We start from the raw sequence: 26,228 nt of genomic DNA on the forward strand, positions 1-26,228 counted from the left end.
AATTATTCAAAATTTGGAAGGGTGGCGTTGATGTGGCGGAAGGCCAAATTCGACAATCTTTAAGTGGCTTCTACGATGTTATGACTGATGACGGACGGTTAGTGCGAACGCGAGCACGGGGTAATTTTCGAAGTCGAAAAATTACCCCCTTGGTTGGTGATCGAGTAGTCATTGATGCGCCAAATGACCAAGAAGGTTATATTCTGGAGGTTAAACCACGCCGTAATTCGTTGGTTCGACCGCCAGTTGCTAACGTGGATCAGGCAATCGTGGCAACCGCAGTTCGCGAACCAGTCTTTTCAACGAACTTGCTGGATCGACAACTGCTGGCTTTAGAAATTGCTGGCATTGAGCCAGTAATCTACTTGACTAAGACGGACTTGTTGAAAGGGTCAGAGCAAGCGGAATTCGCGAAGTTGGCTGAAGATTATCGTAAAATTGGTTATGAGGTGATTTATACGCCAGAGCCTTTTTCCAAGACTGCTTTGGGTGAACTAAACGGGTTAATGGCGGATAAAGTCAGCGTGATCATGGGGCAGACCGGAGCTGGTAAATCAACTCTCCTGAACCATATTGCACCGGATCTTCAGCTTGCTACTGGTGAAATTTCTGCGGCACTAAACCGTGGCAAGCACACCACGCGCAGGGTTCAGTTATTAGCCGTGGCTGGCGGTCTGATTGCCGATACCCCTGGTTTTTCCTCCTATGATGTTTTTTCGATTGATGCCAGATCACTGGGAAAGTATTTCCGAGAATTTCGCCGTGCATCGGTTAACTGCCGCTTTCGGGGCTGCGTTCACGTGAACGAACCAGGGTGTGCTGTCAAAGCAATGGTTAACTCTGGTGAGATTCGGCAGAGCCGCTATGACAATTATCTGCTACTGTATCAAGCTTTGAAGAATCAAAAACCAAATTATCGTAAATCTAAGAAATGAGGGATTATTTATGAAAATCGCACCATCGATTCTAAGTGCTGATTATGTTAATCTTCAAAGAGACATCGAAAAAGTCGACAAAGCGGGTGCTGAATACCTGCATATTGATGTTATGGACGGCTCCTTTGTACCGGCCATTTCGTATGGTCCAGGCTGGTTGAAGGCGATTCGGCCGATCACCAAGATGACCCTTGATGTTCACTTAATGGTGCAAAATCCCGAACGCTACGTTGAATTATTCGCGCAAAATGGTGCCGACATCATTGGTGTGCACGTTGAGTCGACGCCCCATATTCACCGGGCTTTACAGCTGATTAAAAACGCCGGTGCAAAAGCTGAAGTTGTCATCAACCCGGGCACTCCCGTTGAAATGATCAAGCCAGTACTTTACATGGTCGATCAAGTCCTTGTTATGACGGTCAACCCCGGTTTTGGCGGCCAAAAGTTCTTACCTGAAACGCTCAAGAAGATCAAACAATTAGACCAGCTAAAGCAAACGGAAGGTTATGATTTCGATATTGAAGTCGATGGTGGCGTGAAGGACAATACGATCAAAGACTGCCAAAAGGCTGGTGCTACAGTGGCCGTTGCCGGCTCATACATTTTTGACGCCGACGATCCGGCAGCCATGGTCAAAACCTTAAAGGATGCGACGAAGTAGATGACACATCTGAACTTGCTGGTCGGGGGTCCAACTAGTGAATGGCCGGAACAGTTAAGCGCCGGTAAGGTCAGTGGTGACTGGATCGGCGTGGACCGCGGCACCCTGCGACTATTGAACATGGGAATTACGCCATTAGTGGCAATTGGTGATTTCGATTCTTTATCGCCGGAGGAACTAAAGCGCGTTAAATCTGCCGTTTCAGATATTCGACAAGCGATTCCGGAAAAGGATGAAACTGACACCCAGTTAGCCGTCACGGTGGCACTCCAGGAATTCAACTATGATCGCTTGGATATCTATGGTGCTACCGGTGGGCGATTAGACCATTTCCTGGCAAATTTATGGATGGTGCTTGAACCGCGCTATCGTCAATACGCACCACGAATTCGGTTTATCGATAAGCAAAATACGATCACTTTTTACGCTCCTGGCTCCTATGAGATTCAAAAGGAACCGGATAAGAAGTACCTGGCGTTTGTGACCCTGGAAAAAGTTGACCATTTGAATCTGATGGATGAAAAATACACCTTAAAGGACGCTAATGTTACCCGGTCGATCTCCTATGCTAGTAATGAATTTATCGGTAATACGGGTCACTTCTCCTTTGAAAGTGGCACGGTTGCCGTGATTCAAAGTAAAGATTGATCACACGCTAGGCTAGAGATTGAGTAGGAAAAAGTGTTTAATTAAGTGCTGATGGATGATTTCGTCAGCACTTTTGTATTTTATAGCAGAATACAGAAGATAGCGTTTTGCAGTATCATTTTTTGACTCGTTTAAAAGGTTTCTGATGCTTTTACTTTCTCAGCAAAATGAATCATTTCAGTGATAGGTTGTCTAAGTCATCTTGATTGCTATGCACTAAAATATGATTAACAGAACTAATTACTCATGAATTTTACTCTTGAATTGCTATTCTCTGCACATGACTAGTTTGATGGCAGATCAGGTCACACCATCTTGGAAAGAAAACTGAACGAACAAAAAAGACCACGGTCAACGAGATACTCGCTGACTGTGGTCTTTTCAGGTTGAAAGATATTTTTGATCAATTTTGACAAAAAAAGCTTGGCGTCTGCCAAACTTTCTTAACTAAACTCGAGTCACTTTTCCTGACTTCAAAGTCCGTGCAGAGATCCAAACCTTCTTAGGCTTGCCGTCCACTAAGATCCGAACTTTTTGCAAGTTTGGCTTCCAAGCACGTCGTGATGAGTTCAAGGCGTGGGAGCGCTTGTTACCGAACCGGGTGCGCTTGCCGTTAATGAAATCCTTTGCCATGGTAACTACCTCCTTTTAGACTTATCTAAAAATCGTTGCTTTTTTTAGCTCACTAAAATAATTTAGCATAGACCCTCGCGGAATGCAATAGTTTTCTTTCAAGTAATTTTACTTGACACTCGGAAAGTTGATTAATATGATAACGATATTGCGAAAAATGTGGTAATATAAATTATCGTGAAGACTAGGATACAAGGAGGCCGCTCAAGATGGCTGTCAAAATAAAAACAAAGCATGGCTTGATCGATATTGATAACGATGTAATCGCTACAGTCGTTGGTGGTGCTGCTACGGATTCTTACGGTGTCGTGGGAATGGCAAGTAAGAATCAGATTCGCGATAACGTAAATGTTATCCTTAATCGCAACAACTACTCTAAGGGAGTGGTTGTTCGTCAAGAAGACAATGGTGTTGCCGTTGACGTGAACATCATTGTTAGTTATGGTACCAAGATTTCTGAAGTCTCTCGTACCGTTCAAGCAAAAGTGAAATATAATTTAGAAACAATGCTCGGGATCACTGCTAATGCTGTAAACGTTACAGTTCAAGGTGTCCAAGTTCAGAGCGAGTAAGAAGCGGAGGATAAAGTTGTTGCAAACGAAAGAAATAACGAATCGGGAATTCATCAAAATGATCGAAGCTGCATCTGCATTTTTAGACCAAAACGCTGAATTCATCAATTCATTAAATGTGTTCCCAGTGCCAGATGGCGATACTGGGACCAACATGAGCTTGTCGTTGGATAGCGGCTTAAAATACGTTAATGAATCATCTAGCACCAAAGTCGGTGACCTTGCTCAAGCACTTGCGAAGGGCTTATTAATGGGCGCTCGAGGGAACTCTGGTGTTATTTTGTCGCAGATTTTTCGCGGCTTTTCAAAGGATGTTGCTGATAAGCAAACCCTAACGGCAGCCGATCTGGCGGATGCCTTTGCAGCTGGTGCTCAAACGGCCTATAAAGCCGTCATGAAGCCCACGGAAGGCACCGTCTTGACCGTGGTGCGGGAGGCGGCAAAAGCGGCCCGAAAAACGGCTGCACGTGAAGATGACGTGGTGGCTGTAATGGATGCAACTTATGAAGCCGCTGAAGCAGCTCTTCAAACGACCCCGGATCTGTTACCAGTTTTAAAGCAAGTTGGCGTTGTTGACTCTGGGGGTCAAGGATTGACATTTGTTCTCCAAGCCTTCGATGACGTTTTAAATGGTCGTGAGACTGCAGCCAAAAAAGCTCACCAACCAAATCCGACTGAAATGGATGAAATGGTGGACGCTGAACATCACCGCAGTGTTCAGGGTAAAATCAACCCTGAAGACATCGTTTATGGGTATTGTACCGAGATCATGGTGCGAATCGGTAAGGGTAAACAAGTTGATAAAAAATTCGATTATGACACGTTTTATGATTATTTAGCCAAATTGGGCGACTCTTTGCTGGTGGTGAATGACGACGAGATCGTCAAAGTCCATGTGCATACGGAACACCCAGGTAAAGTGATGGCTTGGGGTCAAGAATTTGGTGATCTAGCTAAAGTTAAAGTTGATAATATGCGTCTTCAACAAGAAACGATTATTGAAAATGATGAACAAGAGGCTGCTGAGCAGGAAACTGAAAAGCCCGCTGAGGCACCCGACACGGCGATTATCACGATTGCGGCCGGTAAGGGGATGCAGGCCTTATTTGAGAGTTTAGGGGCGACCACGGTTATTTCCGGCGGTCAAACCATGAACCCAAGCACTCAAGATATCGTTAACGCAATTAACGATAGTCATGCTAAAAAGGCCATCATTGTCCCAAATAATGGCAATATTTTCCTAGCGGCACAACAGGCCGTTAAAGTGGTCGATATTCCGGCAGTAATCGTTCACAGTAAAACGATCTCACAAGGTATGACAGCGATGCTGGGATTTGAACCAGACCACACTTTAGAGCAGAACCAAAGCGCGATGGAAGATAACCTTTCCATGGTTAAAAGTGGTGAAGTGACCCACGCGATCCGTGATACTGAAGTCGATGGCTTCAAGATCAAGGAGGGCAACTTTATGGGTATTATCGATGGTAAGATTAACGTGGTCACCGATAATACTGAAGAAGCGGCGATTCAAATGGTCAATAAGATGCTTGATGATGACAGCGAGATCGTCACCATCATCTATGGTGAGGACACGACTAAAGAAGCTGCTGACCGCGTTAAGGCCGCAGTTCAGGAAATGGACTCGGAACTAGAAGTTGAAGTTCACGAGGGTGACCAGCCAGTTTATCCATTTGTAATTAGTGTCGAATAAGTGATATAAATGTAGTTTAGCAAAGTGGCGGCTCCTAATCGAACCGGCACTTTGTTTATCGAGAACTATTGGATGGGGGGGAAGTAGCGTGGCTTTAAGTGATTCGGTGACAGTGCTACCAGGAGTTGGTCCTAAACGGCAAACAGCCTTGGCAGACTTAGGTATCACAACAATTGAATCGTTACTCACCTACTATCCTTTTCGGTACGAGGATTTGCGGGTCAAAGCACTGAATGAAATTGGCGACCAAGAACAGGTGACGTTAAAGGGCATCGTGGCGGCACCTCCGACGGTCAGTCATTTTGGTCGCAAAAAAAGTCGCTTGAACTTCCGTTTGTTGATCGACAATGATGTGGTGCCGGTGACTTTCTTTAATCAGCCCTGGTTACAAAAACAAATCGAAGTTGAGCAGCCAATCATGGTTTTCGGTCGCTTTGACGCTAATCGGAAACAATTAAATGGTATGAAGATCCTGAGCAGTGGCAAAGCAGACCCAATGGCTTCAGTCTACCCGTCTAATTCGGGTATCCGGCAGAAGACCATTCGTCAGTTAGTTGTGGCGGCTTGGGACAAGTACCACGAACAGATTCAGGATTTAGTGCCACAGGCAATCAAGACGCATTACCGATTATTGGATCGAAAACAAATGATTCACGATATGCATTTTCCAAAGGATCTACCGGCGGCCAAAGCTGCCAGAAGATCCGCTAAGTTTGAAGAATTTTTCCGGTTTCAAATGCAGTTGCAGCTACTTCGTAGACGGGATAAAACGCAAGCTGGAACGGCGATTTCTTTTGACAATGAGCGGCTGCAGGAGTTTGTCAGGTCACTGCCTTACGAGTTGACTGCAGCACAGAAGCGGGTAGTCAATGAAATCTGCGCAGATTTGAAACGGCCGATCCATATGAACCGACTGCTTCAAGGTGACGTCGGAAGTGGTAAAACCGTGGTGGCTGCGATTTGTATGTATGCGGCGATTACAGGTGGCTTTCAGGCCGCACTGATGGCGCCGACAGAGATTCTAGCTGAGCAGCACGCTAATAACCTGCAGGCGTTGTTTGAAGGTTTGCCAGTTAATATCGTGCTTCTCACGGGATCCACCAAGCCGGCAGTCAGAAAAGAGATCTTGCCCCGCTTAGCTTCCGGCGAGATCAACCTCATTATTGGCACCCATGCCTTGATTCAAGATGGTGTTGATTACCACCGGCTTGGTTTGATCGTGGTGGACGAACAGCACCGGTTTGGTGTTGCACAACGTCAAGCTTTGCGGCAAAAGGGCGATAATCCAGATGTTTTGGCAATGACCGCCACGCCGATTCCCAGGACCTTAGCCATCACCAGCTATGGTGAAATGGACATTTCAGTGATTGATGAGCTGCCGGCAGGCCGCAAACCAGTGACTACCAGATGGATCAAGAATTCACAGATTGATTCGGCGATTCAGTTTGTCCTTCGTGAATTAGCGGCTGGTCACCAGGCTTACGTGGTCACACCGCTGATTGAAGAATCGGAAGCGGTGGACATGAAGAATGCTCAGGCAATCTACGAACGGTTTTCGGCTTATTTTTCGCCGCATCATTACCAGGTTGGACTGTTACACGGCCGGATGAAAAACGACGAAAAAGATGCGGTGATGCAGGCGTTTAAAAATAATGAGTATCAGGTACTGGTGGCAACCACCGTTATTGAAGTTGGCGTGGACGTTAAGAATGCGACCGTGATGCTGATCTACGATGCAGATCACTTTGGGCTCGCACAGTTACATCAGCTTCGAGGTCGAGTCGGTCGTTCTGATCAACAGTCGTACTGCATCTTGGTTGCCGACCCCAAAAATAAAAATGGGGTCGATCGGATGCGCGTGATGACAGAAACTAACGATGGTTTTGTGGTTTCACAAAAGGACTTAGAGTTGCGCGGTGCCGGTGACGTATTAGGTAAGAAACAGTCTGGTCTGCCCGACTTCAAAGTTGGTGATCCAGTGGCGGACTTGACCATGCTTAGCGTGGCTCAAGATGAAGCTAAAAAGCTGACGAGCACGCCTGATTGGCAGCGAGAGCCCGGGAATGCTGCACTTGTAAACTATCTAAAACAGGCTGAAGAACACGCCTACATGTTTGATTAAGAGAGGATGGAATAAATCTTGAAAATTGCTGTTGACGCCATGGGTGGCGACTACGCACCAAAAGAAGTTGTTGCGGGAATTGAAATCGCCCGCGACCGTTATCCGGAAGTCGAATTTGACTTGTTTGGTCAAAATGACAAAGTCAAACCACTTTTGAACAACGCCGAACGGATCGACCTCGTTCAAGCGGATGAAGTGATCGCTATGGAGGACGAGCCAGTCCGTGCGATCCGTCGTAAAAAGCAGTCCAGTATCGTTTTGGCTGCTCAGGCTGTCCGTGACGGTGCTGATGACGCTTTCTTTTCTGCTGGCAACACCGGGGCTATCCTGGCTGCTGGGCTATTGATCATCGGCCGGATCAAGGGCATTGATCGGCCGGGCTTAACTACGACTTTACCGGTGATCAATAATCCAAAACAGGATCAATTTCTAATGTTAGACGTTGGTGCAAACGCTGACTCTAAGCCGTTCAATCTATACCAGTACGCCATTCTTGGCAAGTACTATGCGCAAACGGTCATGGGCTTTGATAATCCTCGAATCGGGCTCTTAAATAACGGCACCGAGGCTGATAAGGGTGACATGGCTCACCGCGCTGTTCACGACATTTTGGGCAGTGCCAAAGATCTAAACTTTATTGGTAACGTTGAATCCCGTGAACTACTGAATGGCGCTGCTGACGTGGTCGTGACCGATGGCTTCACTGGTAACGCCGTGCTCAAGAACACGGAAGGGACCGCTTTATCGGTCCTGAAACTGATAAAGAACAGCATCCTCGAAGGCAGCTTAACGGGTAAGTTAGGGGCTGCGATGTTGAAGCCGACTTTCAAAAACATTCAAAATAAAATGGATTATTCAAAATACGGTGGGGCAGTTCTGCTAGGTGTGAAAGCGCCGGTCATCAAGACGCATGGCTCGGCCAAAGCAGAGACCATCGCTAACACCATTGGCCAAATTAAAAGTATGCTTGAAAACCATTCTGTTGATAACGTTGTCAGTTACTTTAATGATCACAGTGATGAAATGGCTGCAATGAAGGCTGACATGCAGAAGTAGGCTGAAGTTGGCTACCGTTTTAGAGTGGTTTGTGATAAACTGGCAATTGTAATAAATTGAGTGAGGTAAATTTATGTCTAAAGATGAAGTTTTTAACAAAATAGCCGATATTATTGCAGATCGGTTCGAAATTGATCGGGATAAGATCACGCCGCAACTGAATTTTAAAACCGATTTGGATGCTGATTCAATTGATTTTGTCGAATTTATCCTCGAGTTAGAAGATACTTTTGGTGCTGAGATTTCAGATGAGGCGGCCGAAAATCTAAACACGGTCGGTGAAGCAGTCGATTATATCGTTGCCAACACCGACAGCAAGTAATAACAATAAATTGAGTATTGGGTGAGAGGTTGCGGTGAAACGAATCGTTTTGTCACAGCCTTTTTCCTTGTATCAAAGGCAAAGGAGTACGAATATTGATCGAGGGATTAGACGACTTATTAAAGTCGAAATTTAACATTGTGATTCAGGATAAAAGTTTACTGGACGAAGCCTTTACACAGGCTTCCTACGTGAATGAACATCCAAATCAAAATTTGAAGTTTTACGAACGAATTGAATTTTTAGGTGACGCGGTCATGCAGTTAGTCGTGTCCGAGTATATTTATCGCCGTTATCCAAAATTACCGCAGGGTCGTTTAACGCGTTTACGGGCGGCGATGGTGAATGAAGACAGCTTTGCGAGCTTCGCGCGTGAGTGCCATTTTGACCAGTATATCAGACTGGGCAAGGGCGAAGAAAAAGCGCACGCTCGGCAACGGGACTCACTATTATGTGATATTTTTGAATCCTTTATCGGCGCCTTATACCTTGATCAAGGAGTGGAACCAGTCCGGGCTTTTGCAGCTCAGGTTATTTTTCCAAAACTTGATGAGGGTCGTTTTGACGAGTTCTTTGACCATAAAACTGAACTTCAGGAAGTGGCTCAAAAAAATGGACCTGTCTCAATTGATTATGAATTACTCTCTGAGAACGGTCCAGATAATGACCGAGCGTTTAAGGTCGCCGTTAAAATCGATGGTAAAGAACTTGGAATCGGGGAAGGTCACTCCAAGAAAAATGCTGAGCAGAGTGCTGCACGACAGGCCCTGTTGAAACTTGAACCAAACCAAGCTTAATTATTGAACGAACGGGGAGTTAGGTATGAAGCTCAAATCACTGGAAATTAGTGGTTTTAAGTCGTTTGCAGACGACACGAAAATCGAATTTGAAGACGGCGTGACGGGCATTGTTGGCCCTAATGGCAGCGGTAAAAGTAACGTTAGCGAAGCTATTCGCTGGGTGCTTGGGGAGCAGTCTGCTAAAAATTTACGTGGGAACCGGATGCCCGACGTTATTTTTGCGGGTTCGAGCAAACGAAAGCCCCTGAACCGGGCACGAGTGACAATGGTCTTGGACAACTCCGACCAGTACTTAAAGACTGATTATAGCGAGATCAACGTCACTCGAAAGCTATTTCGTAACGGCGAAAGTAGTTATGAGTTAAACGGTCAGGAATGTCGGCTGAAAGATATTTTAAACCTGTTCATGGACTCGGGAATCGGCGATAATGCCTTTTCCATGATTTCCCAAGGCCGTGTCGAAGCAATCTTTAATAGTAAACCAGAAGATCGCCGGTTTATCGTTGAAGAACTGATCGGTGTCTCTAAATACCGTCAGGGTAAGGAAAAGGCCCAGCGAGAACTAGATCAAACTGCCGGTTATCTTGACCGAGTCAATGATTTAATGACTGAACTGAGCAGTCAAATTGAACCGCTGGCGCAACAGAGTAGCCTTGCTAAAGAATACGTGGCTCAAAAAAAGCAGTTTGACGAGCTCGATAAGACTCGCCTAGTGTTAGAGATTGAATCGCTACAAGCAAAGTTAAAAACGCAGCAGTCTCAATTACACGATAAACAAGCGCGAGTAGCAGACACCAAGCAGCAGTTAGCGGATAATACAGCGGAACTAAAAGCGGCCCGTAAAAATACCGCGGCGCTGACCGCAAAAAAAGATGTAACCAATCAAAGACTGCTCGCGGTAACTACTCAAAAACAACGGGTAGCAGGCGCACAAGCCCTTGATTCAGAACGTCAAAAGCATCAAAAACAAACTTTAAGTGAGTTAACGGTTCGGCTTAAAACAGCGTCAACCAACTTGGCAAAAGCACAGTCAGTCTTAGCTAAAACCAATGCTGACCTAACCAAGCTCGATCAGGATCTGCAGCAGGATCGGAAACAGGCTAGCCAACTAAAGACGCAACTAACTGATTTAGACGAAGGGAAACTGGCTGGTGAGCAAGATCGTTTGCAGGCTGATTATATTGATCAATTGCAGACGATCACGACTTTGCATAACCAAAAACAGTATTTAGAAAAAAACCAGCAGCGGGCCTCCTCGGAAAATCAGCAAGCTGACCAACGCTTACAGGGGCTAAAAGAAGACCTTGCGGCGCAGCAGTCAGCTTTAACAACTGCCAACCAAAAATTAACCCGTGATCAACAGCAGTATCAAACGCTAGAAAAACACTGTCAGCAGCTGGTGAGTGAGCATCAAAAACGGCAGCAACAGATCGATCAGCTTAATGATCAGTGGCTCTCGGCCCTTGAAGTAAGTCAGCAGGCCAAAGCACGGTTAAAGAGCATGGCGGAACTGGCACAAAACTATACTGGTTTCTACCAAGGTACGCGAGCGGTGTTAAAGGCCAAAGATCAATTGGCTGGCATCATTGGTCCAGTGGCTGAACTTTTGCAGGTTCCAGAACGCTATACCAAAGCCGTTGAATCGGCTATCGGAGCACAGCAGCAACACGTTGTTGTGACGGACGAGGTCGCTGGCAAAGCGGCAATCAATTACCTGTCTAAAAATCGGTTAGGCCGCAGCACGTTTTTGCCACTCACCAAAATTCGAACCACATATGTGAGTTCAGAGATCCTGCAAAAATGTCAGCAGGCAACGGGATTTCTGGGGGTGGCTGCCGACTTGGTGACCGTCTCAGCCGATAAACTGCAACCGGTTTTAGACCATTTATTAGGTAATGTCCTATTTGCTGATAGTCTTGATCATGCGGTATCAATCGCCAACCTCGTTCGGCACCGCTACCGGGTCATCACACTAAATGGTGAAGTGATTTCTACCAGTGGTGCAATGACTGGTGGACGCGAGCAGCACGAACGTCATGGTGTTTTGAGTCAGCGTCAGGAATTAAAAAAGCTCCAGTTGAACGTAACCCAGATGGCGGATCAATTAACTGCTAAACAAAAAGAACTTGAGCAGTTAAAAGCGCTTCAGAAACAGGATCCCCAGGCTGTACAACAGCAGCAGTTAAACGACTTGAACGTGACTAAACAGCAGGCAGCAAATCAGGTGAAACTCCTGACTGATCGCGTGAATTCGATCAAGAAACAAATTGCCGTTCATCAAGCACAGTGGGGCTTAAATCAAAATGATGAGGACTATGTTGCTCAACTAAAGCAAAATGAACGTGAAACGGTGTCAGCACAGCAGCAGCTAGTCGATCTGAAAGCTAAAATATCGCAGCTCAAAGAACGGCAAGAAAAGCGTGCCCAAACCGTTGAAAAATTAAGTACCGAGTATCAGGATCAACGTGCCGTTGTTACAACGAAGACGGTTCAAGCCAAACAACTGACTAAGGAATCTAAGGAACAAAAGCAACGGCTTGAACAAATTGAAGCGGAGATTCAATCACTGCAAGACCGTGTGGATGCCATTAAAGAAGAGCGCGACCATACCGGCCAAACTACGCAGTCCCACGAGGCTGATTTAGCTGAACTAGCTAAGGAAGAGCAGCGTCTGAAAGCAGCGATTGAACAACTAAACCAGCATCTCGACTCGGCTAACGATCAACAAGCAACTTTGGAACGATCAAATGAATTAGCGACAGAGACACTTAATAGTGAACAGCTAGCTGCTCAGCAACTGGAAATGGTCTGTTCAAAGGTCAGTTCCCAAATTGATGCTCATCAAAAGTCGTTGTCTGAAAATTATCACGTTAGCTTGGCATTTGCTAAACAAAATCAAGTTAATTTGTCGTATGATGAAGTGAAGCAGAAGTTAAAATTACTTAAACGTGGTTTGACCGATATTGGCGAAGTAAATGTTTCAAGTATCGACGAGTATGACCGGGTTAAAACGCGTTACGACTTTTTAAGTCAGCAGCGAGAAGATCTCAGCGCATCAAAAACCAATTTGCTTGATACCATGAACGAAATGGACCAGCAAGTGATCGAACGGTTTGACACAACTTTTAAAGTCTTAAACCAGCAGTTCCAAAAGACCTTCACGAAAATGTTTGGTGGTGGGCATGCTAAACTGGTATTGACGGATCCAGGACATTTGCTGACAACCGGGATTGAAATCATGGCAGAACCGCCTGGTAAACGGCTACAAAGTATGCGGTTGCTGTCAGGAGGCGAACGGGCGCTAACTGCTATCACGCTATTGTTTGCGGTCCTCCAAGTTCAACCGGCGCCGTTTTGCGTGCTAGACGAGGCAGAAGCCGCTTTAGATCCAGCTAATACGGGGCGCTTTGCCAGTTATCTCAATCACTTTGATGATGACACACAGTTTATTGTAATCACGCACAGAAAGGAAACTATGGTCCAAGCTGACCGCCTGTACGGCATTACCATGCAGGAGTCAGGGGTGTCCAAATTAGTTTCAGTTGATTTAAATACAGTACCAGCCCAAAGTTAAAATGACTAAGGATGTGATCTTGTGGGGCTATTTGATTTCTTTAAACGACGCTCAAAAGAAGCGAAATCAAAACAGACGAGTGAGCAGAAAACAGCCGAGTCAACGGCTGAAAACGCTACAGCGTCTGCTGAAGAACAGGCAACAAAGAGAAATGATTCTGATCAGCAATCGGATAACCAAGCTGAAGTAACCACTTCAGAAGCGGTGGCAACTCAAAGACCAGTTGAATCTAGTGAATCTGCTGATTTAGGTACCACTGAAGAAACAGAGAAAAAGGAACGGTCTGAAGTCTCAGAAACTCAAATCGAAGAACCGGCAGCCAATACGCAATCAGATGACTCAAACACGGCACAGCAAGCTGCTGAAATGGCTCAAAATGCTGCTCAACAGGCTGCTGAATTAGCTAAATCAGCTGCTGCAGCAGCCAATGCCGCTTCGGAAACGGTCAGTAGCGAAGCACCAGTCTCAGAATCATCACAAGAAGTGGCAATTCAGTCTGAAGAATCGGCTGTTCAAACTGATGAAACGGTTTCAGCAGGTGTCACCAACACTCAATCGGAGAGCAGCGATGACGCCAGCAACACTCAAACAGTTGCTGTTAGCGATAATAAGTCAGCTGCGGCAAACGAAGCACCAGAGGTTACAACGGACGCTGAACGCTACGATAAGGGACTGGAAAAGTCTCGACTAACCTTTGGCCAACGATTGAACCATTTGCTGGCTAATTTTCGTTCCGTTGATGAAAGTTTCTTTGATGACTTGGAAGAAACCTTGATTGGTGCAGACGTTGGGTTTGACATGGCCATGCAGATCAGTGACCAATTGAGAGAAGAAGTGAAGTTGAAAAACGTCAAGAAGTCTAAGGACGTTCAAAACGTGGTGGTTGAAAAACTGATCGAACTGTATGATCAAGCTGGCACAAACGAGCAAAACGGGTTGAATCTGGCCAAACAAGGTCCAACTGTTATTTTGTTTGTCGGGGTCAATGGGGTCGGTAAAACAACTACGATTGGTAAGATGGCCAACCTCTTTAAGCAACAGGGGAAAAAGGTGCTGATGGCTGCTGCGGATACTTTTCGAGCGGGCGCCATCGAGCAGTTAAACGTTTGGGCTCAGCGTGACGGGGTCGACATTGTCAAGCGACCGGAAAAAAGTGACCCTTCATCCGTGGTTTATGATGCGCTGCAAAAGGCCAAGTCTGAGAACTACGATATTTTATTTGTGGATACCGCAGGTCGGCTTCAAAACAAAGCTAACTTAATGAATGAACTGGCTAAAATGAAGCGGGTCATTTCCCGTGAGATTCCCGACGCACCGCAGGAAGTGCTGCTAGTTTTGGATGCAACTACCGGCCAAAACGCGTTGAATCAAGCGAAATTATTCAAAGAGACGACGGATGTCACTGGCATTGTACTGACCAAACTAGATGGCACTGCGCGCGGTGGTATCGTGCTGGCGATCCGCAACGAACTGCATTTACCAGTCAAATACGTTGGCCTTGGCGAAAAGGTTGACGATTTGCGGCCGTTTGAACCTGACGAATTTGTATACGGCTTATTCAAGGGACTCATTGATGTTGACTAGTTTGACAAAGTCGCAGTCTGAAGTGGCTGGCGACTTTTTTGTGATTTAGAGTCCCAGTATCCCAATGATTTGATATAATGGATAGGCTAGGTTACACTAGTCTGCAGGTTGAATGGAGGTTCCAACGTGGAGATTGAAAAGAACTACCGGATCAACTCGCTGTTTGCCTTTTATCAGCCGTTGTTGACCAAGAAACAAGATGACTACATGCAGCTTTACTACGGTGATGATTTTTCACTGGGTGAGATTGCAGAGAATTTTCAGGTTAGCCGTCAGGCGGTGTACGATAATATTCGGCGAACCGAGAAAATTCTAGAAAATTACGAACAAAAGCTGCATTTATTCGCCGAATTTACCACCCGTAATCAGCTGGCGGATAAGATTCAGGCTTATGTAGCTAAAAACTATCCAAACGATAATCAACTCAATCAACTGGTCAGCCAGTTAGAATCAGCTGAAGAAGAATGAAAGTTAGGTGCATGATAGATGGCATTTGAAGGATTGACCGAGCGTTTACAGAACGCCATGAAACGTTTACGCGGCAAGGGGAAGGTTTCCGAATCTGACCTGCGTGATACCATGCGTGAGATTCGCCTGGCCTTACTGGAAGCCGATGTTAACTTTGATGTGGTGAAAGACTTCGTTAAAACGGTTCGGGAACGGGCAGCCGGCGCCAAAGTGCTGGAGGGCTTGAACCCGGCCCAGCAAATCGTCAAAATCGTTGACGAAGAATTAACTAAAACCATGGGGGAAACAGCCACCCCATTGAATAAGTCGACCAAGATCCCAACGATCATTATGATGGTCGGTCTTCAAGGTGCTGGTAAAACGACGACTGCCGGCAAACTCGCTAACCGGCTAAAAACTGAGGACAAGGCGCGTCCGTTAATGATTGCCGCCGACGTTTACCGACCTGCCGCTATTGATCAATTGGTGACCGTGGGCAAGCAGATCGACGTGCCAGTCTTTGAAATGGGTACTGACACCGATCCGGTGGAAATTGTCCGCCAAGGATTAGCCAAGGCTGAAGAGGATCATAATGATTATGTTTTCATCGATACTGCTGGTCGATTACAAATTGACGAACAGCTGATGGACGAACTGGCAAGGATCAAAGAACTAGCCCATCCAGATGAAATTATGTTGGTCGTGGATGCAATGACCGGTCAAAACGCCGTGGCGACTGCTGAAGGATTTAATGATAAGCTGGATGTTACCGGGGTAAGTTTGACCAAGTTAGATGGTGACACCCGTGGTGGTGCCGCACTCTCAATTCGGGCGGTGACTGGTAAGCCAATCAAGTTCGTCGGTGAAGGTGAGAAGATGTCCGATTTAGACGTCTTCCACCCCGACCGAATGGCGTCTCGAATTCTTGGGATGGGCGATATGCTGTCCCTGATCGAAAAGACCCAAAAAGAAGTTGATGAAAAACAGGCTCAAGAGCTCACCGAAAAAATGCGTGAGAACACGTTTGATTTTAACGATTTTTTGGATCAAATGGAGCAGATTCAAAAAATGGGTCCGATGGATCAGTTAGTGAAGATGATTCCGGGAATGGCCAATAATCCGGCCTTAGCCAATGCTTCGATGGATCCGAAAGATATGGATCATATCAAGGCTGCAATCTACTCTATGACCGAACAAGAACGCACAGATCCGGACGTGTTGAATCCGTCTCGTCGGCGTCGAATTGCGGCTGGTTCTGGTCGACCGATCCAAGAGATCAACCGGATGATCAAGCAATTCAACCAAATGAAAAAAATGATGAGTCAAGTTTCCAAGGGCAACTTTTCTGGTATGGAAGGATTAATGAACCAGAGCGGCATGGGTGGTGCTTTAGGTGGCAAGATGGGACAAATGGCGATGAAGTCAATGTCTCGTCGGATGAAAAAGAACAAGAAGCGTCGTAGTAAGCTGAGACGCCGTCGTAAATAAGCGTGTCTAAACTGAGTCGAGGGCGTCTGCCTTGGGCTCTTTTTTAAAAATCTGACGACAGGGAAGGTGTGTTAATGTTATCGTTTCAAGAATTAGTGACTGTAATTCCAGTAGTCTTGAAAGCTGGCAATGTCCCGGCAATCGTGGGTGAAGCCGGGATCGGTAAGTCGGCCCTTGTAGCGCAGGTGGCGACTGATTTGAAAGCTAAACTATTTACCACCGTAGTCAGCTTGTCGGAAAAGGGCGATCTGGCCATTCCGGTGCCCCCTTTAAGTGATTCGGCCTTTGTTAAAACTTCTCAGTATGGTGAGCTGGCGGACGTAAAGTATGGTTATACCCATACATTGATTGAAATCATTCAGTGGGCTGAAAGGCATCCACAACAGCCGATTATCTGGTTTCTAGATGAGTTCAATCGGGGGACCCAAGCCGTTCAAAGCGAACTGATGAACCTCGTTTTACAACGGCAGATCAATAGTTTGCGACTCCCAGATCAAGTCCATTTGATACTGGCTGAAAATCCCGATGCAACGATGGCGGGTTTTGAGAATAGTGACTATGGTGTCACCGTTGGCGATGCGGCAATTAGCGACCGGACAGTCCGTTTGGTGATGCGTGCAGATGTTCAAGACTGGTTGATGTGGGCTAATGATGCTGGCCAAATCGATCCCCGGGTCCGACGCTACATCGAAGAAAATCCCGGGCAGCTTGCACCCGCCGACCATGACGCGGATCTTTACCCCACTCCTCGAGCTTGGCAGCGGGTCTCAAAAAACCTGCAGGCGCTGGCCGAACTGCCGGAAAAACAGCAACTCACTTTGCGCTTAGATCTTTTACAAGGGGATTTGGGGATGACTGTGGGGCAGAGTTTTGAAGCCTTTTTACGCCGTCAAAAAGCAGGACTCAGTGCCACTGATATCTATGGTGGAGATGAGCTCGAAGACGCTGTGAGTCACCGCTTTCGAACAAGTGAAATCGATCAGCAGCAGTCAATTATGAATAATTTAATTGAGCAGCTTGACCAGTACCCGTTGACAGATGCAGAATATGCGACCCGTTTTAATACCTTGTTAAACATGATGCCAGCTGATGGTCAGTATGCTGTTGCACTTAAGTTAGCCGAAAAGCCGAACGTCCTTGAAGAGATGTATGACGCGGCTCAACGGCTGCCAACCGTCAAGCAGTTATATGATCAACTGACAGCAATCGGCTTGAATAATGATCTCGATTGAAAGGGTGACGGCAGGTGCTTGTGACACAGCTACAGGAATTAAAGCAACAGACGGATAATGAAAAATACACACGCCAATTCAGAGCGATTTTTCAGCAGTTTACCCGCCAAATGTTGAATAGTCAACGGTTCTATGGTGAAATGCTGCTTCGGTTGGACAAACGAATCGACCGTCAGTTACCAGTTGCTATGACCCTGACTACTGGGGAAAAATTGACCCTTGTGCTCAATCCAGATCAGTTGGCGGAAGTGGCCCACACGGATGGTGAACTGACAGCTATGTTGGCCCATGTAGTCGCCCATCTGGCTTGGCAACACCCCAAACGATACGCTGCACAGGGTAATTCATCCCTAGTTCGGCTGGCGACTGACATCGTGGTTAACGACCATTTGCAGACACTTTTTCCAGGGGCGATCACACGGGCTAAACTCAATTTTAAGCTTGGACTGCATTTGCCACCTGAACTGAATTCAGCGGATTATCTGAGACGAATCAAAGCCGCACTAGCGACAGATAAAACTGGTCATAAAGCGACACAGGTCAAACGTATCTTAGGCCAGTCGCCAGAAGATCATCGTGGCTGGCAACCCTTATCACAGACCGCTAAGATGCAGCTAGCAGAGATTCGCAACGGTGCTTGGCAAGGTACGCCTGATAAGCAGCGTGGCATACTGCCCAACCGTCTCCAACATGAACTAGCACCCCAAACGACCCATTTAGCCTTAGACTGGCGCCAACTGATCATGCTGGGATTGAATGGACCGCTCAAACGGCAACAACCGGCCTTTAACCGGTTTAATCGTCGTCAGCCCTACCGGTTGGAGTTGCCTGGTCGTTCGCTGACGAGTACACGCAGGCTTTACTTTTTCATTGATGAGTCAGGATCCATGAGTGACTCTGAAGTGCAAACCATTTTAGCTCAAGTCGCGCAACTGCTAAGACGCTACCGAGATCAAGTCACCGTCTTGCCATTTGACGCTGTGGTTCATGCCGATCATCAGCAGCGCCTGGCAGTGGCCTCACAACTAGAATTTAAGCGTTTTGCGGGCGGTGGGACGACTTTTCAGGCCATTTTTGACTGGCTGCAGATGCAGGGGGCTAATGATTTAAACGCTGTGGTGTTGATCTTAACGGATGGCCATGGTGAACAACGTGTCGACACCCATGGTCTGACAAACATTATCTGGGGATTGACAACCAGCGTTGCCGACTTGTCAATCAAACAACCAGTGGGTCGCGTGACCGTGATCCACGAAAGGAGTTAACAATGCTGACAGCAGAACAATTACGGGCCGTTATTCAGCAAACAGCACCGTTTAAACGCGCGCAAAACTTGCTTCATAACGACTGGCAAAACGTCAATCAAGCCAACCCGCTGATGCGTGAAATGATTACTGTCGCGGATTTGCAATTTATGATGGCTTTACAGGAAACTCAGACTGATCGTAATCTGCCACGGGTTTTTGATCCCAAAGATTATAAGAGCGTGATGACTTTTTTGCGCCGTCATCAAGGTGAACTAGCTGCTGGCAGCCAGGAGTGGCTACTGCGGGATTTTGAGTGACGATTGCTTGGGTCAAAGTGTCATTCGTGCTTACTGCGACTTTGTTTTCAGGTGTAAAGAAAAAAACCTTTACAACCTCTTAGATAACTGGTATATTATTTATCGTTGAAAGAATTAACAGGAGGTGTCATGCATGTCAGTAAAGATTCGTTTAAAGCGGATGGGTTCGAAGAAACGCCCATTCTATCGTATCGTTGTTGCGGATTCACGAAGTCCTCGTGATGGCCGTTTCATCGAAAAAGTTGGGACTTACAACCCACTTGTTGAACCAGCAGAAGTAACGCTTGAAGAAGAAAGCATTATGAACTGGTTAAACAACGGTGCCCAACCTTCAGATACTGTTCGGACCTTGCTTTCCCAAGCAGGGATTATGAAGAAGTATCACGAAGCTAAGTTCACAAAGAAGTAGTGATCAGTCATGACCGACTTTAAAAAATTAATCACCACGATTGTCACCCCCCTAGTGGAACATCCAGAAGCCATTCAAATTGAGCGCGTCGAAACTGATCGGTTTTACGAGTATCATTTGACGGTTGCTGGTGACGATGTAGGCCGGGTGATAGGCAAGCGGGGGCACGTTGCCTCTGCGATCCGCACAATCGTATATAGCGTACGGATCAATGATCCTAAGCGTGTGCGGCTTGTCATTAACGATGAGTCTAAAGCTCCCAAATGAGACTCAGGTCTCGGGAGCTTTTTTGTTACAAAAATCAAATTAATTGAAAGGCAGGTACCCAGATGTACTATAAAGTTGGCACGATCGTAAACACCCATGGGATTGCCGGTGAGCTGCGTGTTGTGACCATCACTGATTTCCCTGAACAGCGATTTAAAAAGGGCAGCCAGTTAGCGGTTTTTAAGGATGATAAAGCACCGACCCCCTTTGATACGATCACCATCAATAGCGCCCGCCAGCATAAGGGATTCATGCTGATCACACTAAGGGGCTATGATAATATCAATGACGTTTTAAAATACAAGGGAACCGTTCTCAAGGTGGCAGAAGAAAACCTTTCGGACGATGATCTTGAAGATGGTCAGTATTATTATCATCAAATCATTGGTTTGGATGTGATTACGGAAGATGGCCGCAAACTGGGCACCATTAAAGAAATCATGGCACCGGGTGCGAACGATGTCTGGGTCGTTGCCCGTCCAGATAAAGAAGACCTCTTGTTGCCAGTAATTGATCAGGTCGTTAAGAAGGTGGACTTAGATGCTGGTCAGGTCACGGTTGAACTGATGGAGGGACTAGAGTAATGCGAATTGATGTTTTAAGTCTCTTTCCGGATATGTTTAACGGCCCGCTGCATGATTCGATTGTTGGCAAGGCACTGGACCGGGACGAACTAGAAGTCGAAGTGACTGATTTTCGGCAGTATTCTACTGATAAACATGGCAACGTCGATGATTACCCGTTCGGCGGTGGTGCTGGGATGTTGTTACAGCCACAGCCAATCTTTGATGCCATGGCTGCCACGCAAAAAAAGGCGGCCAAGCTAGGGCACGAAAAGGGACGGGTCATTTTAATGGATCCGGCGGGGGTGCAATTTACCCAAAAAGTGGCTGAAGACTTTGCTAAAGAAGATCATTTGACCTTTATTTGCGGTCACTATGAAGGTTATGACGAACGGATTCGAACCCTCGTAACCGACGAAGTGTCAATGGGTGATTACGTGCTGACCGGCGGCGAGCTGCCCGCAATGGTTATGATCGATGCCATTTCCAGGCTACTGCCTGGTGTGCTGGGTAATGAAGCTTCTGCACCAGGTGATTCATTTTCAACTGGTCTGCTGGAATACCCGCAGTATACCCGTCCAGCGGATTTTCGAGGGATGAAAGTGCCGGCTGTTTTAATCAGTGGCAACCACCAAAAAATTGATGAATGGCGAGAAATTCAGTCGTTAAAGCGAACGTTAATGCGGCGGCCAGATCTACTTGATAAATTGACATTGACCGGGAATCAGAAACGTCAATTACGAGACATCCAAATCGAATTGGACGAAGCGGATGAGGATCAGGAGTAATCGGTCTTTTTTGGTTTCGAGTTGCATCGTTTCGTCATTTTTTGCTAACAGATTGAATGAGAAACAAGTCGTGATTGTCTGACAGATTAGATTTTCTCTTTACTCTGCAGGCCAGATATGATATTCTATTAGATGGCTGTTTAGCCACAACTAACAATATTCCGCTGTCGAGATCGAGTATGAATGTTGATTGAAGGAGAGAAACATTATGCGCCAGAATGAATTAATCGAAAAGATCAACCAAGATCAATTACGTACCGACATTCCTAACTTCCGTCCCGGTGACACCATTCGTGTCCACGCTAAGGTTGTTGAAGGTTCTCGGGAACGTATCCAATTGTTTGAAGGTGTCGTGATCAAGCGTCACGGTACTGGTATCCAAGCAATGTATACTGTTCGTAAGATCTCTAATGGGGTCGGTGTTGAACGGACTTTTCCAGTTCACTCACCACGAGTAGACTCAGTTGAAGTTGTACGTTACGGTCGTGTCCGTCGTGCCAAGCTTTACTACCTCCGTGCTTTGCATGGTAAAGCTGCTCGTATCCCAGAAGCTCGTCGCCCTCGTAAGTAGGCAAGAGTTTCAATTAAAAAGTTCCCAGTTAGCAATTTGTTAACTGGGAACTTTTTAATTTGACGGCCGGTTAAACTTGAGTTTCGATGGCTAGCACTGTATGCTAAATATGAATTGAAACCGAGTTTAGGGAAGTGATCTGGTTGTCTGAAAAACAGTTGACAGCAGGCCAACAGCGACTATTCCGTGCCCAGTTGGTGGTTCAAGGCAGCGCCACCGTGGCATTAATTGGCTTGTTAATTAAAATTATCGGGTCTCATTTGACCTTTTTATCAATGCATGTTTTGATTGCTTTAGCAGTCATCATTTTACTCCAGTGGCTGCTTGGATCACTCATGAGTGCAGCCATTAAAAGAGTCGGTCCGGTTCCGCGTGTCAAGCGGCCTGGGATGGCAAAATTGGCGGGCGCGTTTGAACTAGCATTATTTTTAGTTTTAGGTATTTTCTTTTTGGTTCAGTAATAAGGATTTAAAGTTAAAAAAGCACGGCAAGATCCTAACTGGGAATTTGTCGTGCTTTTTCTTTTAGGGAGATCAGTAACCGCTTTTTGAAAGAAATCGGTTATTACAAATTCAAATCCTGTTTATAGCTCAAAGGAGAAAGGGCAGTTGCTTTAGTAATCAAATCAGCCGTTAGGTCGCGATACTTTTTCAGAGCTAACGCTGCATTTTGATTACTTTCTTTGGTCAGCAGCGTGGTTAATTCAATACCGGATAAGTGGGTAGCCCGGCGCGTCGTTTCCGTCACCGAACGCGCAAACCGTTGATTCAATTCCTGCTGAACAGTTTTCAACTCTTCGTTAAATTGATGGTAGTGCGCATCCACAAGGACACCGGCATGTTTAAAGACCCAGTAGGCACTATCGGCGCTGTAGTTTTGCTGGCCAAGTTGATACGCTTCAGGTGTGCTGGTGATACCTGCAAAGAAGGGGACATAAACGCTTTGGGCTGCAACACCCATTGCTAACCAGTGGATACCTGACAGTTCAGGTTGTTCAAACGGCCGCATTTGCAGGACGTGAGACTCCTGGGTCGAGGCCAGGCTGACTGGCCGAAACCGTTTCCGGTCGGTGTCAGAACCCGTGCCAATTGGATCATATGGTGTTTCTTGATAGTGAGAACTCAAAAAGGCTTGGGCATCTTCAACGGCCAGTAACTTTTCTGCTCGCTGGATAAACGGCATGGTGTGACTATTGATGGCCTGCTCGATACTTGGATCGAACATTTTTTGGCCGTACCAGACCCGTGGTAAGTTGTAGTAGGCATCCATCTGGTTATTCGTACCAAAGATCTCACGAAAATTAAAACCGTTGCGATTAGGATTTAAATGGTTATCAGCGACAAATTTACGGAGCTCAGCCGACCACATAAATTGTTCAGGAGCATCGAAATCAACGTCTTGAATCGCCATTTGATTAGCGACAACGGCGTAACCGTCATCGGGAATTCGCTGGGCGACCCATTGGTGTCCAGAACCGGTCTCCATGTACCAAGCTTCATTTTTATCAGCAAATAAAATACCATTGGTTTCTGACGTACCGTAATAAGAAATGATTGCTCCGAGACGTTTCACACCTTCCCGAGCCGTCTTAATGTAGGGCAACGTTACGGTCACCATGGCCTCTTCTCCGATCCCGGCTTCGATCAATGGATCAGCCGCCAGTACCCGATCATTTGCGTAAGTACTTTCGGTAGCGCTCATTGCGACACCGTGCCCGTTGATGCCGTCCTCTTCAAACAGACCGTATTTCTCAGTCCATTCGGGAGTCGCCGTGTATTTATCAGCCTGGTTTGGCAGTGGCATTTTAAAACCATTATTCTTTGAGACGAACTGATTGTTGGCACTGACAGTTTCAGGGTGAACAACGAAGTGCTTTGGCCACGCAGCGCGCGAGTCCTCATTTCGGCCAATCATCACCGAACCGTCCACGCTCGCTGCCTTACCGATCAAAATGCTGGTACAAGCAGAAAAAGGTTCAAACGACATGTGAATCCCTCCATTAATTTTTAATACGTCCATCATATCATGATTGTTGATAAATACAGTGAAAACCGTTGTCTTATTTAATCCGGATGTGTTCTGGAAATTTGAAGGGCGCTTGCTCACAGAGGTAAAAAACGGTATAATTTGAGCATTCTATACAAGGAGGCACTAACATGCCAATCGTACACATTGACCTCATTGCAGGTCGTTCCCAAGAACAATTGAAGAATTTGGTTAAGGACGTTACGGACGCGGTTTCTAAAAATACTGGCGCTCCCGCTGAACACGTTCACGTCATCTTAAGTGAAATGGCCACTAACCGTTATAGTGTTGGCGGCATCCTGAAGAGCGACGAAAAATAATTCTTGAGGGTCGACGTCTTGGCGTTACCCTTTTTTTATGGCTGTTAATGTAACCGATTCCAGTACCGATATTAACGCTTTTTTAAATTGTACAGGTTGGCTAATTCAAACATCTTCGGTATACTATAGAAGATTGACTAACAGGAAACAAAAATGAATGGAGACTTAGCGATGAATGACGAACAGTACATAATGGCAATTGACGAGGGTACCACGAGTACACGAGCAATTCTATTTAACCGGGATGGTCAGATTGTGGGTCAGGCGCAACGGGAATTCACCCAGTATTTTCCTAAACCGGGCTGGGTTGAGCACGACGCTAACGAAATTTGGGGTGCCGTCCAATCGGTGGTTTCAGATGCAGTGATCAATGCCCAGATTCAGCCTTACAAGGTCCGTGGCATCGGTATCACCAACCAACGTGAAACCACGATCATTTGGGATAAAAATACCGGTGAGCCGGTTTATCACGCCGTTGTTTGGCAATCCAAGCAAACCAGTGAAATTGCCGATCAGCTCAAGGAAAAGGGTTACGCTGATCTGATCCATAAAAAGACTGGTTTAGTAATCGATTCTTACTTCTCGGCCACTAAAATCATGTGGATTTTGGATAATGTGCCTGGTGTTCGTGAACGGGCAGAAAAGGGTGAGCTGCTGTTTGGGACGATCGATACTTGGATTCTCTGGAAGTTAACGGGCGGCCATGTTCACGCTACGGATTATACCAATGCCTCGCGCACAATGCTGTTTAATATTCATGAGCTGAAGTGGGATCAGGAAATTTTAGATCTATTGAACATTCCAGCCAGCTTGCTGCCAGAAGTTCACCCATCTTCATATACTTATGGCTACACAGCCGGTTTTACCTTCTTTGGGATTCAGGTGCCAATTGCTGGCATCGCCGGTGACCAGCAAGCAGCGTTGTTCGGCCAAACTGCATTTGAAACCGGATCAGTCAAGAACACGTACGGTACTGGTGCCTTCATTGTGATGAATACGGGTACCCAACCGACCCTGTCTGATAAGGGTCTATTGACGACAATTGCTTATGGGATCAACGGCGAAGTGACATACGCTTTGGAAGGAAGCATCTTTGTTGCTGGTTCAGCTGTTCAATGGCTACGGGATGGTATGCGGCTGTTTGAGCACGCCTCAGAGTCAGAAAAATTAGCGGTTGAAGCCAAAACGACGAATGACGTTTATGTCGTGCCGGCGTTTACGGGACTGGGTGCGCCGTATTGGGATCAGGAGGTTCGTGGGGCAGTCTTTGGGCTAACCCGGGGGACTACTCGCGAACAGTTTATTCGAGCTACACTTGAAGCCATCGCTTACCAGACACGTGATGTTGTGGATACTATGAGTGCTGATACTGGCATCGATATTAAAACGCTGAGTGTTGATGGTGGGGCAGCGAATAATAACTTCTTAATGCAGTTTCAAGCTGATATTTTGGATACCCACATTCAACGGGCAGCGATTGCTGAAACCACGGCTCTGGGTGCCTCATACCTCGCCGGTTTGGCCACTGGTTTTTGGCAGGATATGGCGGAAATCAAAAAAATGCACAAACCAAGTGAAGAATTTGATCCGAAAATGGATGCTAAGACCCGTGAAGCTTGTTATAAAGGCTGGCAAGCAGCGGTAAAAGCCACCCAAATGTTCAAACCAAAGGGCTAATTGAAAAGAAATTTACACCGATACCCATTTCAAGTGGGTATCGGCTTTTTCGTTTGGTTCAATAGTCGGAAATAATAATTTGTATAATCATCATGTTTCAGAGGTAGTCAATGTCAGAGTTCCCTTAATTTTTAGGATCACGACAATTTGATTTTTGATTCAGGTAAATACTCAGTTGTACATCAGGATAATTGGCTAAAATTCATTTTTTATTCTTGCTATTAGCTAAAGAGATGAATTACAATAGCATTGACTTATA

Annotated in this window: 26 protein-coding genes; 24 read left to right on the forward strand and 2 right to left on the reverse strand. The window is 46.2% G+C overall.

The window, feature by feature from the left end:
- The first annotated feature begins 32 nt into the window (after positions 1–32).
- From rsgA to GM612_RS00355, 3 genes are read left to right on the forward strand one after another with little or no spacing between them, the layout of a single operon-like run.
- Positions 33–935 carry a ribosome small subunit-dependent GTPase A gene (rsgA, locus tag GM612_RS00345; protein ID WP_343031720.1) on the forward strand — a complete coding sequence of 301 codons (903 nt, stop codon included), beginning with the start codon at positions 33–35 and terminating at the stop codon, positions 933–935.
- A 10-nt stretch (positions 936–945) separates the two neighbouring features.
- Complete coding sequence (rpe, locus tag GM612_RS00350; protein WP_155430400.1) at positions 946–1,596, forward strand: ribulose-phosphate 3-epimerase; 651 nt, start codon at positions 946–948, stop codon at positions 1,594–1,596.
- Positions 1,597–2,244 carry a thiamine diphosphokinase gene (locus GM612_RS00355; protein ID WP_155430401.1) on the forward strand — a complete coding sequence of 216 codons (648 nt, stop codon included), beginning with the start codon at positions 1,597–1,599 and terminating at the stop codon, positions 2,242–2,244.
- Between the two features lie 447 nt (positions 2,245–2,691).
- Here the strand turns inward: GM612_RS00355 and rpmB are convergent, their stop codons facing one another.
- Positions 2,692–2,877, reverse strand: coding sequence for a 50S ribosomal protein L28 (rpmB, locus tag GM612_RS00360; RefSeq protein ID WP_020088997.1), 186 nt, complete (start codon positions 2,875–2,877; stop codon positions 2,692–2,694).
- Positions 2,878–3,086: 209 nt separating this feature from the next.
- Between rpmB and GM612_RS00365 the strand changes: the two genes are divergently transcribed.
- The 19 genes from GM612_RS00365 to GM612_RS00455 all read left to right on the forward strand — a co-directional run bounded on the left by GM612_RS00365 (position 3,087) and on the right by GM612_RS00455 (position 22,408).
- Positions 3,087–3,449, forward strand: a complete 363-nt coding sequence (locus GM612_RS00365; RefSeq protein ID WP_155430402.1) for an Asp23/Gls24 family envelope stress response protein — start codon at positions 3,087–3,089, stop codon at positions 3,447–3,449.
- Positions 3,450–3,468: 19 nt separating this feature from the next.
- A complete protein-coding gene (locus GM612_RS00370) occupies positions 3,469–5,160 on the forward strand; it encodes a DAK2 domain-containing protein (protein ID WP_155430403.1) in 1,692 nt (563 codons plus the stop codon).
- A gap of 88 nt (positions 5,161–5,248) precedes the next feature.
- Positions 5,249–7,282 carry an ATP-dependent DNA helicase RecG gene (gene recG / locus GM612_RS00375; protein WP_343031721.1) on the forward strand — a complete coding sequence of 678 codons (2,034 nt, stop codon included), beginning with the start codon at positions 5,249–5,251 and terminating at the stop codon, positions 7,280–7,282.
- 18 nt (positions 7,283–7,300) lie between these two features.
- Positions 7,301–8,338, forward strand: coding sequence for a phosphate acyltransferase PlsX (plsX, locus tag GM612_RS00380; protein ID WP_155430404.1), 1,038 nt, complete (start codon positions 7,301–7,303; stop codon positions 8,336–8,338).
- Between the two features lie 73 nt (positions 8,339–8,411).
- Positions 8,412–8,660: an acyl carrier protein gene (gene acpP / locus GM612_RS00385; RefSeq protein ID WP_155430405.1), complete on the forward strand. Its 249-nt coding sequence runs from the start codon at positions 8,412–8,414 to the stop codon at positions 8,658–8,660.
- Between the two features lie 95 nt (positions 8,661–8,755).
- Positions 8,756–9,457 (forward strand): ribonuclease III, encoded by a 702-nt coding sequence (rnc, locus tag GM612_RS00390; RefSeq protein WP_155430406.1) that lies wholly within the window; start codon positions 8,756–8,758, stop codon positions 9,455–9,457.
- A 25-nt stretch (positions 9,458–9,482) separates the two neighbouring features.
- Positions 9,483–13,034 (forward strand): chromosome segregation protein SMC, encoded by a 3,552-nt coding sequence (gene smc, locus GM612_RS00395; protein ID WP_155430407.1) that lies wholly within the window; start codon positions 9,483–9,485, stop codon positions 13,032–13,034.
- Positions 13,035–13,055: 21 nt separating this feature from the next.
- Positions 13,056–14,618, forward strand: coding sequence for a signal recognition particle-docking protein FtsY (gene ftsY / locus GM612_RS00400; protein ID WP_343031722.1), 1,563 nt, complete (start codon positions 13,056–13,058; stop codon positions 14,616–14,618).
- 126 nt (positions 14,619–14,744) lie between these two features.
- Positions 14,745–15,086: a putative DNA-binding protein gene (locus GM612_RS00405; protein ID WP_343031723.1), complete on the forward strand. Its 342-nt coding sequence runs from the start codon at positions 14,745–14,747 to the stop codon at positions 15,084–15,086.
- 18 nt (positions 15,087–15,104) lie between these two features.
- Positions 15,105–16,553, forward strand: a complete 1,449-nt coding sequence (gene ffh / locus GM612_RS00410) for a signal recognition particle protein (protein WP_155430409.1) — start codon at positions 15,105–15,107, stop codon at positions 16,551–16,553.
- Between the two features lie 74 nt (positions 16,554–16,627).
- Positions 16,628–17,785 (forward strand): ATP-binding protein, encoded by a 1,158-nt coding sequence (locus GM612_RS00415; protein ID WP_155430410.1) that lies wholly within the window; start codon positions 16,628–16,630, stop codon positions 17,783–17,785.
- A gap of 20 nt (positions 17,786–17,805) precedes the next feature.
- Positions 17,806–19,050, forward strand: coding sequence for a VWA-like domain-containing protein (locus tag GM612_RS00420; RefSeq protein WP_173021172.1), 1,245 nt, complete (start codon positions 17,806–17,808; stop codon positions 19,048–19,050).
- 2 nt (positions 19,051–19,052) lie between these two features.
- On the forward strand, positions 19,053–19,349 hold the full coding sequence (locus tag GM612_RS00425; protein WP_155430412.1) for a hypothetical protein: 297 nt from the start codon (positions 19,053–19,055) through the stop codon (positions 19,347–19,349).
- A 133-nt stretch (positions 19,350–19,482) separates the two neighbouring features.
- A complete protein-coding gene (gene rpsP / locus GM612_RS00430) occupies positions 19,483–19,758 on the forward strand; it encodes a 30S ribosomal protein S16 (protein WP_155430413.1) in 276 nt (91 codons plus the stop codon).
- A gap of 9 nt (positions 19,759–19,767) precedes the next feature.
- Positions 19,768–20,025: a KH domain-containing protein gene (locus GM612_RS00435; protein ID WP_155430414.1), complete on the forward strand. Its 258-nt coding sequence runs from the start codon at positions 19,768–19,770 to the stop codon at positions 20,023–20,025.
- A 62-nt stretch (positions 20,026–20,087) separates the two neighbouring features.
- A complete protein-coding gene (gene rimM / locus GM612_RS00440) occupies positions 20,088–20,609 on the forward strand; it encodes a ribosome maturation factor RimM (protein WP_155430415.1) in 522 nt (173 codons plus the stop codon).
- Positions 20,609–21,376 (forward strand): tRNA (guanosine(37)-N1)-methyltransferase TrmD, encoded by a 768-nt coding sequence (trmD, locus tag GM612_RS00445; protein ID WP_155430416.1) that lies wholly within the window; start codon positions 20,609–20,611, stop codon positions 21,374–21,376. Before rimM ends, trmD begins: the two co-directional genes overlap by 1 nt.
- Positions 21,377–21,584: 208 nt before the next feature.
- Complete coding sequence (gene rplS, locus GM612_RS00450; protein WP_155430417.1) at positions 21,585–21,947, forward strand: 50S ribosomal protein L19; 363 nt, start codon at positions 21,585–21,587, stop codon at positions 21,945–21,947.
- A 143-nt stretch (positions 21,948–22,090) separates the two neighbouring features.
- Positions 22,091–22,408, forward strand: coding sequence for a hypothetical protein (locus GM612_RS00455; protein WP_155430418.1), 318 nt, complete (start codon positions 22,091–22,093; stop codon positions 22,406–22,408).
- Positions 22,409–22,511: 103 nt separating this feature from the next.
- On the opposite strand, the gene GM612_RS00460 is transcribed toward GM612_RS00455, so the two are convergent.
- Positions 22,512–23,933 (reverse strand): C69 family dipeptidase, encoded by a 1,422-nt coding sequence (locus GM612_RS00460; protein ID WP_155430419.1) that lies wholly within the window; start codon positions 23,931–23,933, stop codon positions 22,512–22,514.
- Positions 23,934–24,103: 170 nt separating this feature from the next.
- Here GM612_RS00460 and GM612_RS00465 point away from each other — a divergent pair, with 170 nt between their 5' ends.
- Together GM612_RS00465 and glpK are read left to right on the forward strand one after the other, a co-directional pair.
- Complete coding sequence (locus GM612_RS00465) at positions 24,104–24,292, forward strand: 2-hydroxymuconate tautomerase (RefSeq protein ID WP_155430420.1); 189 nt, start codon at positions 24,104–24,106, stop codon at positions 24,290–24,292.
- 171 nt (positions 24,293–24,463) lie between these two features.
- Positions 24,464–25,969, forward strand: a complete 1,506-nt coding sequence (glpK, locus tag GM612_RS00470) for a glycerol kinase GlpK (protein ID WP_155430642.1) — start codon at positions 24,464–24,466, stop codon at positions 25,967–25,969.
- Positions 25,970–26,228: the final 259 nt, after the last annotated feature.

Source organism: Secundilactobacillus folii (assembly GCF_009720675.1).
Lineage (GTDB): Bacteria > Bacillota > Bacilli > Lactobacillales > Lactobacillaceae > Secundilactobacillus > Secundilactobacillus folii.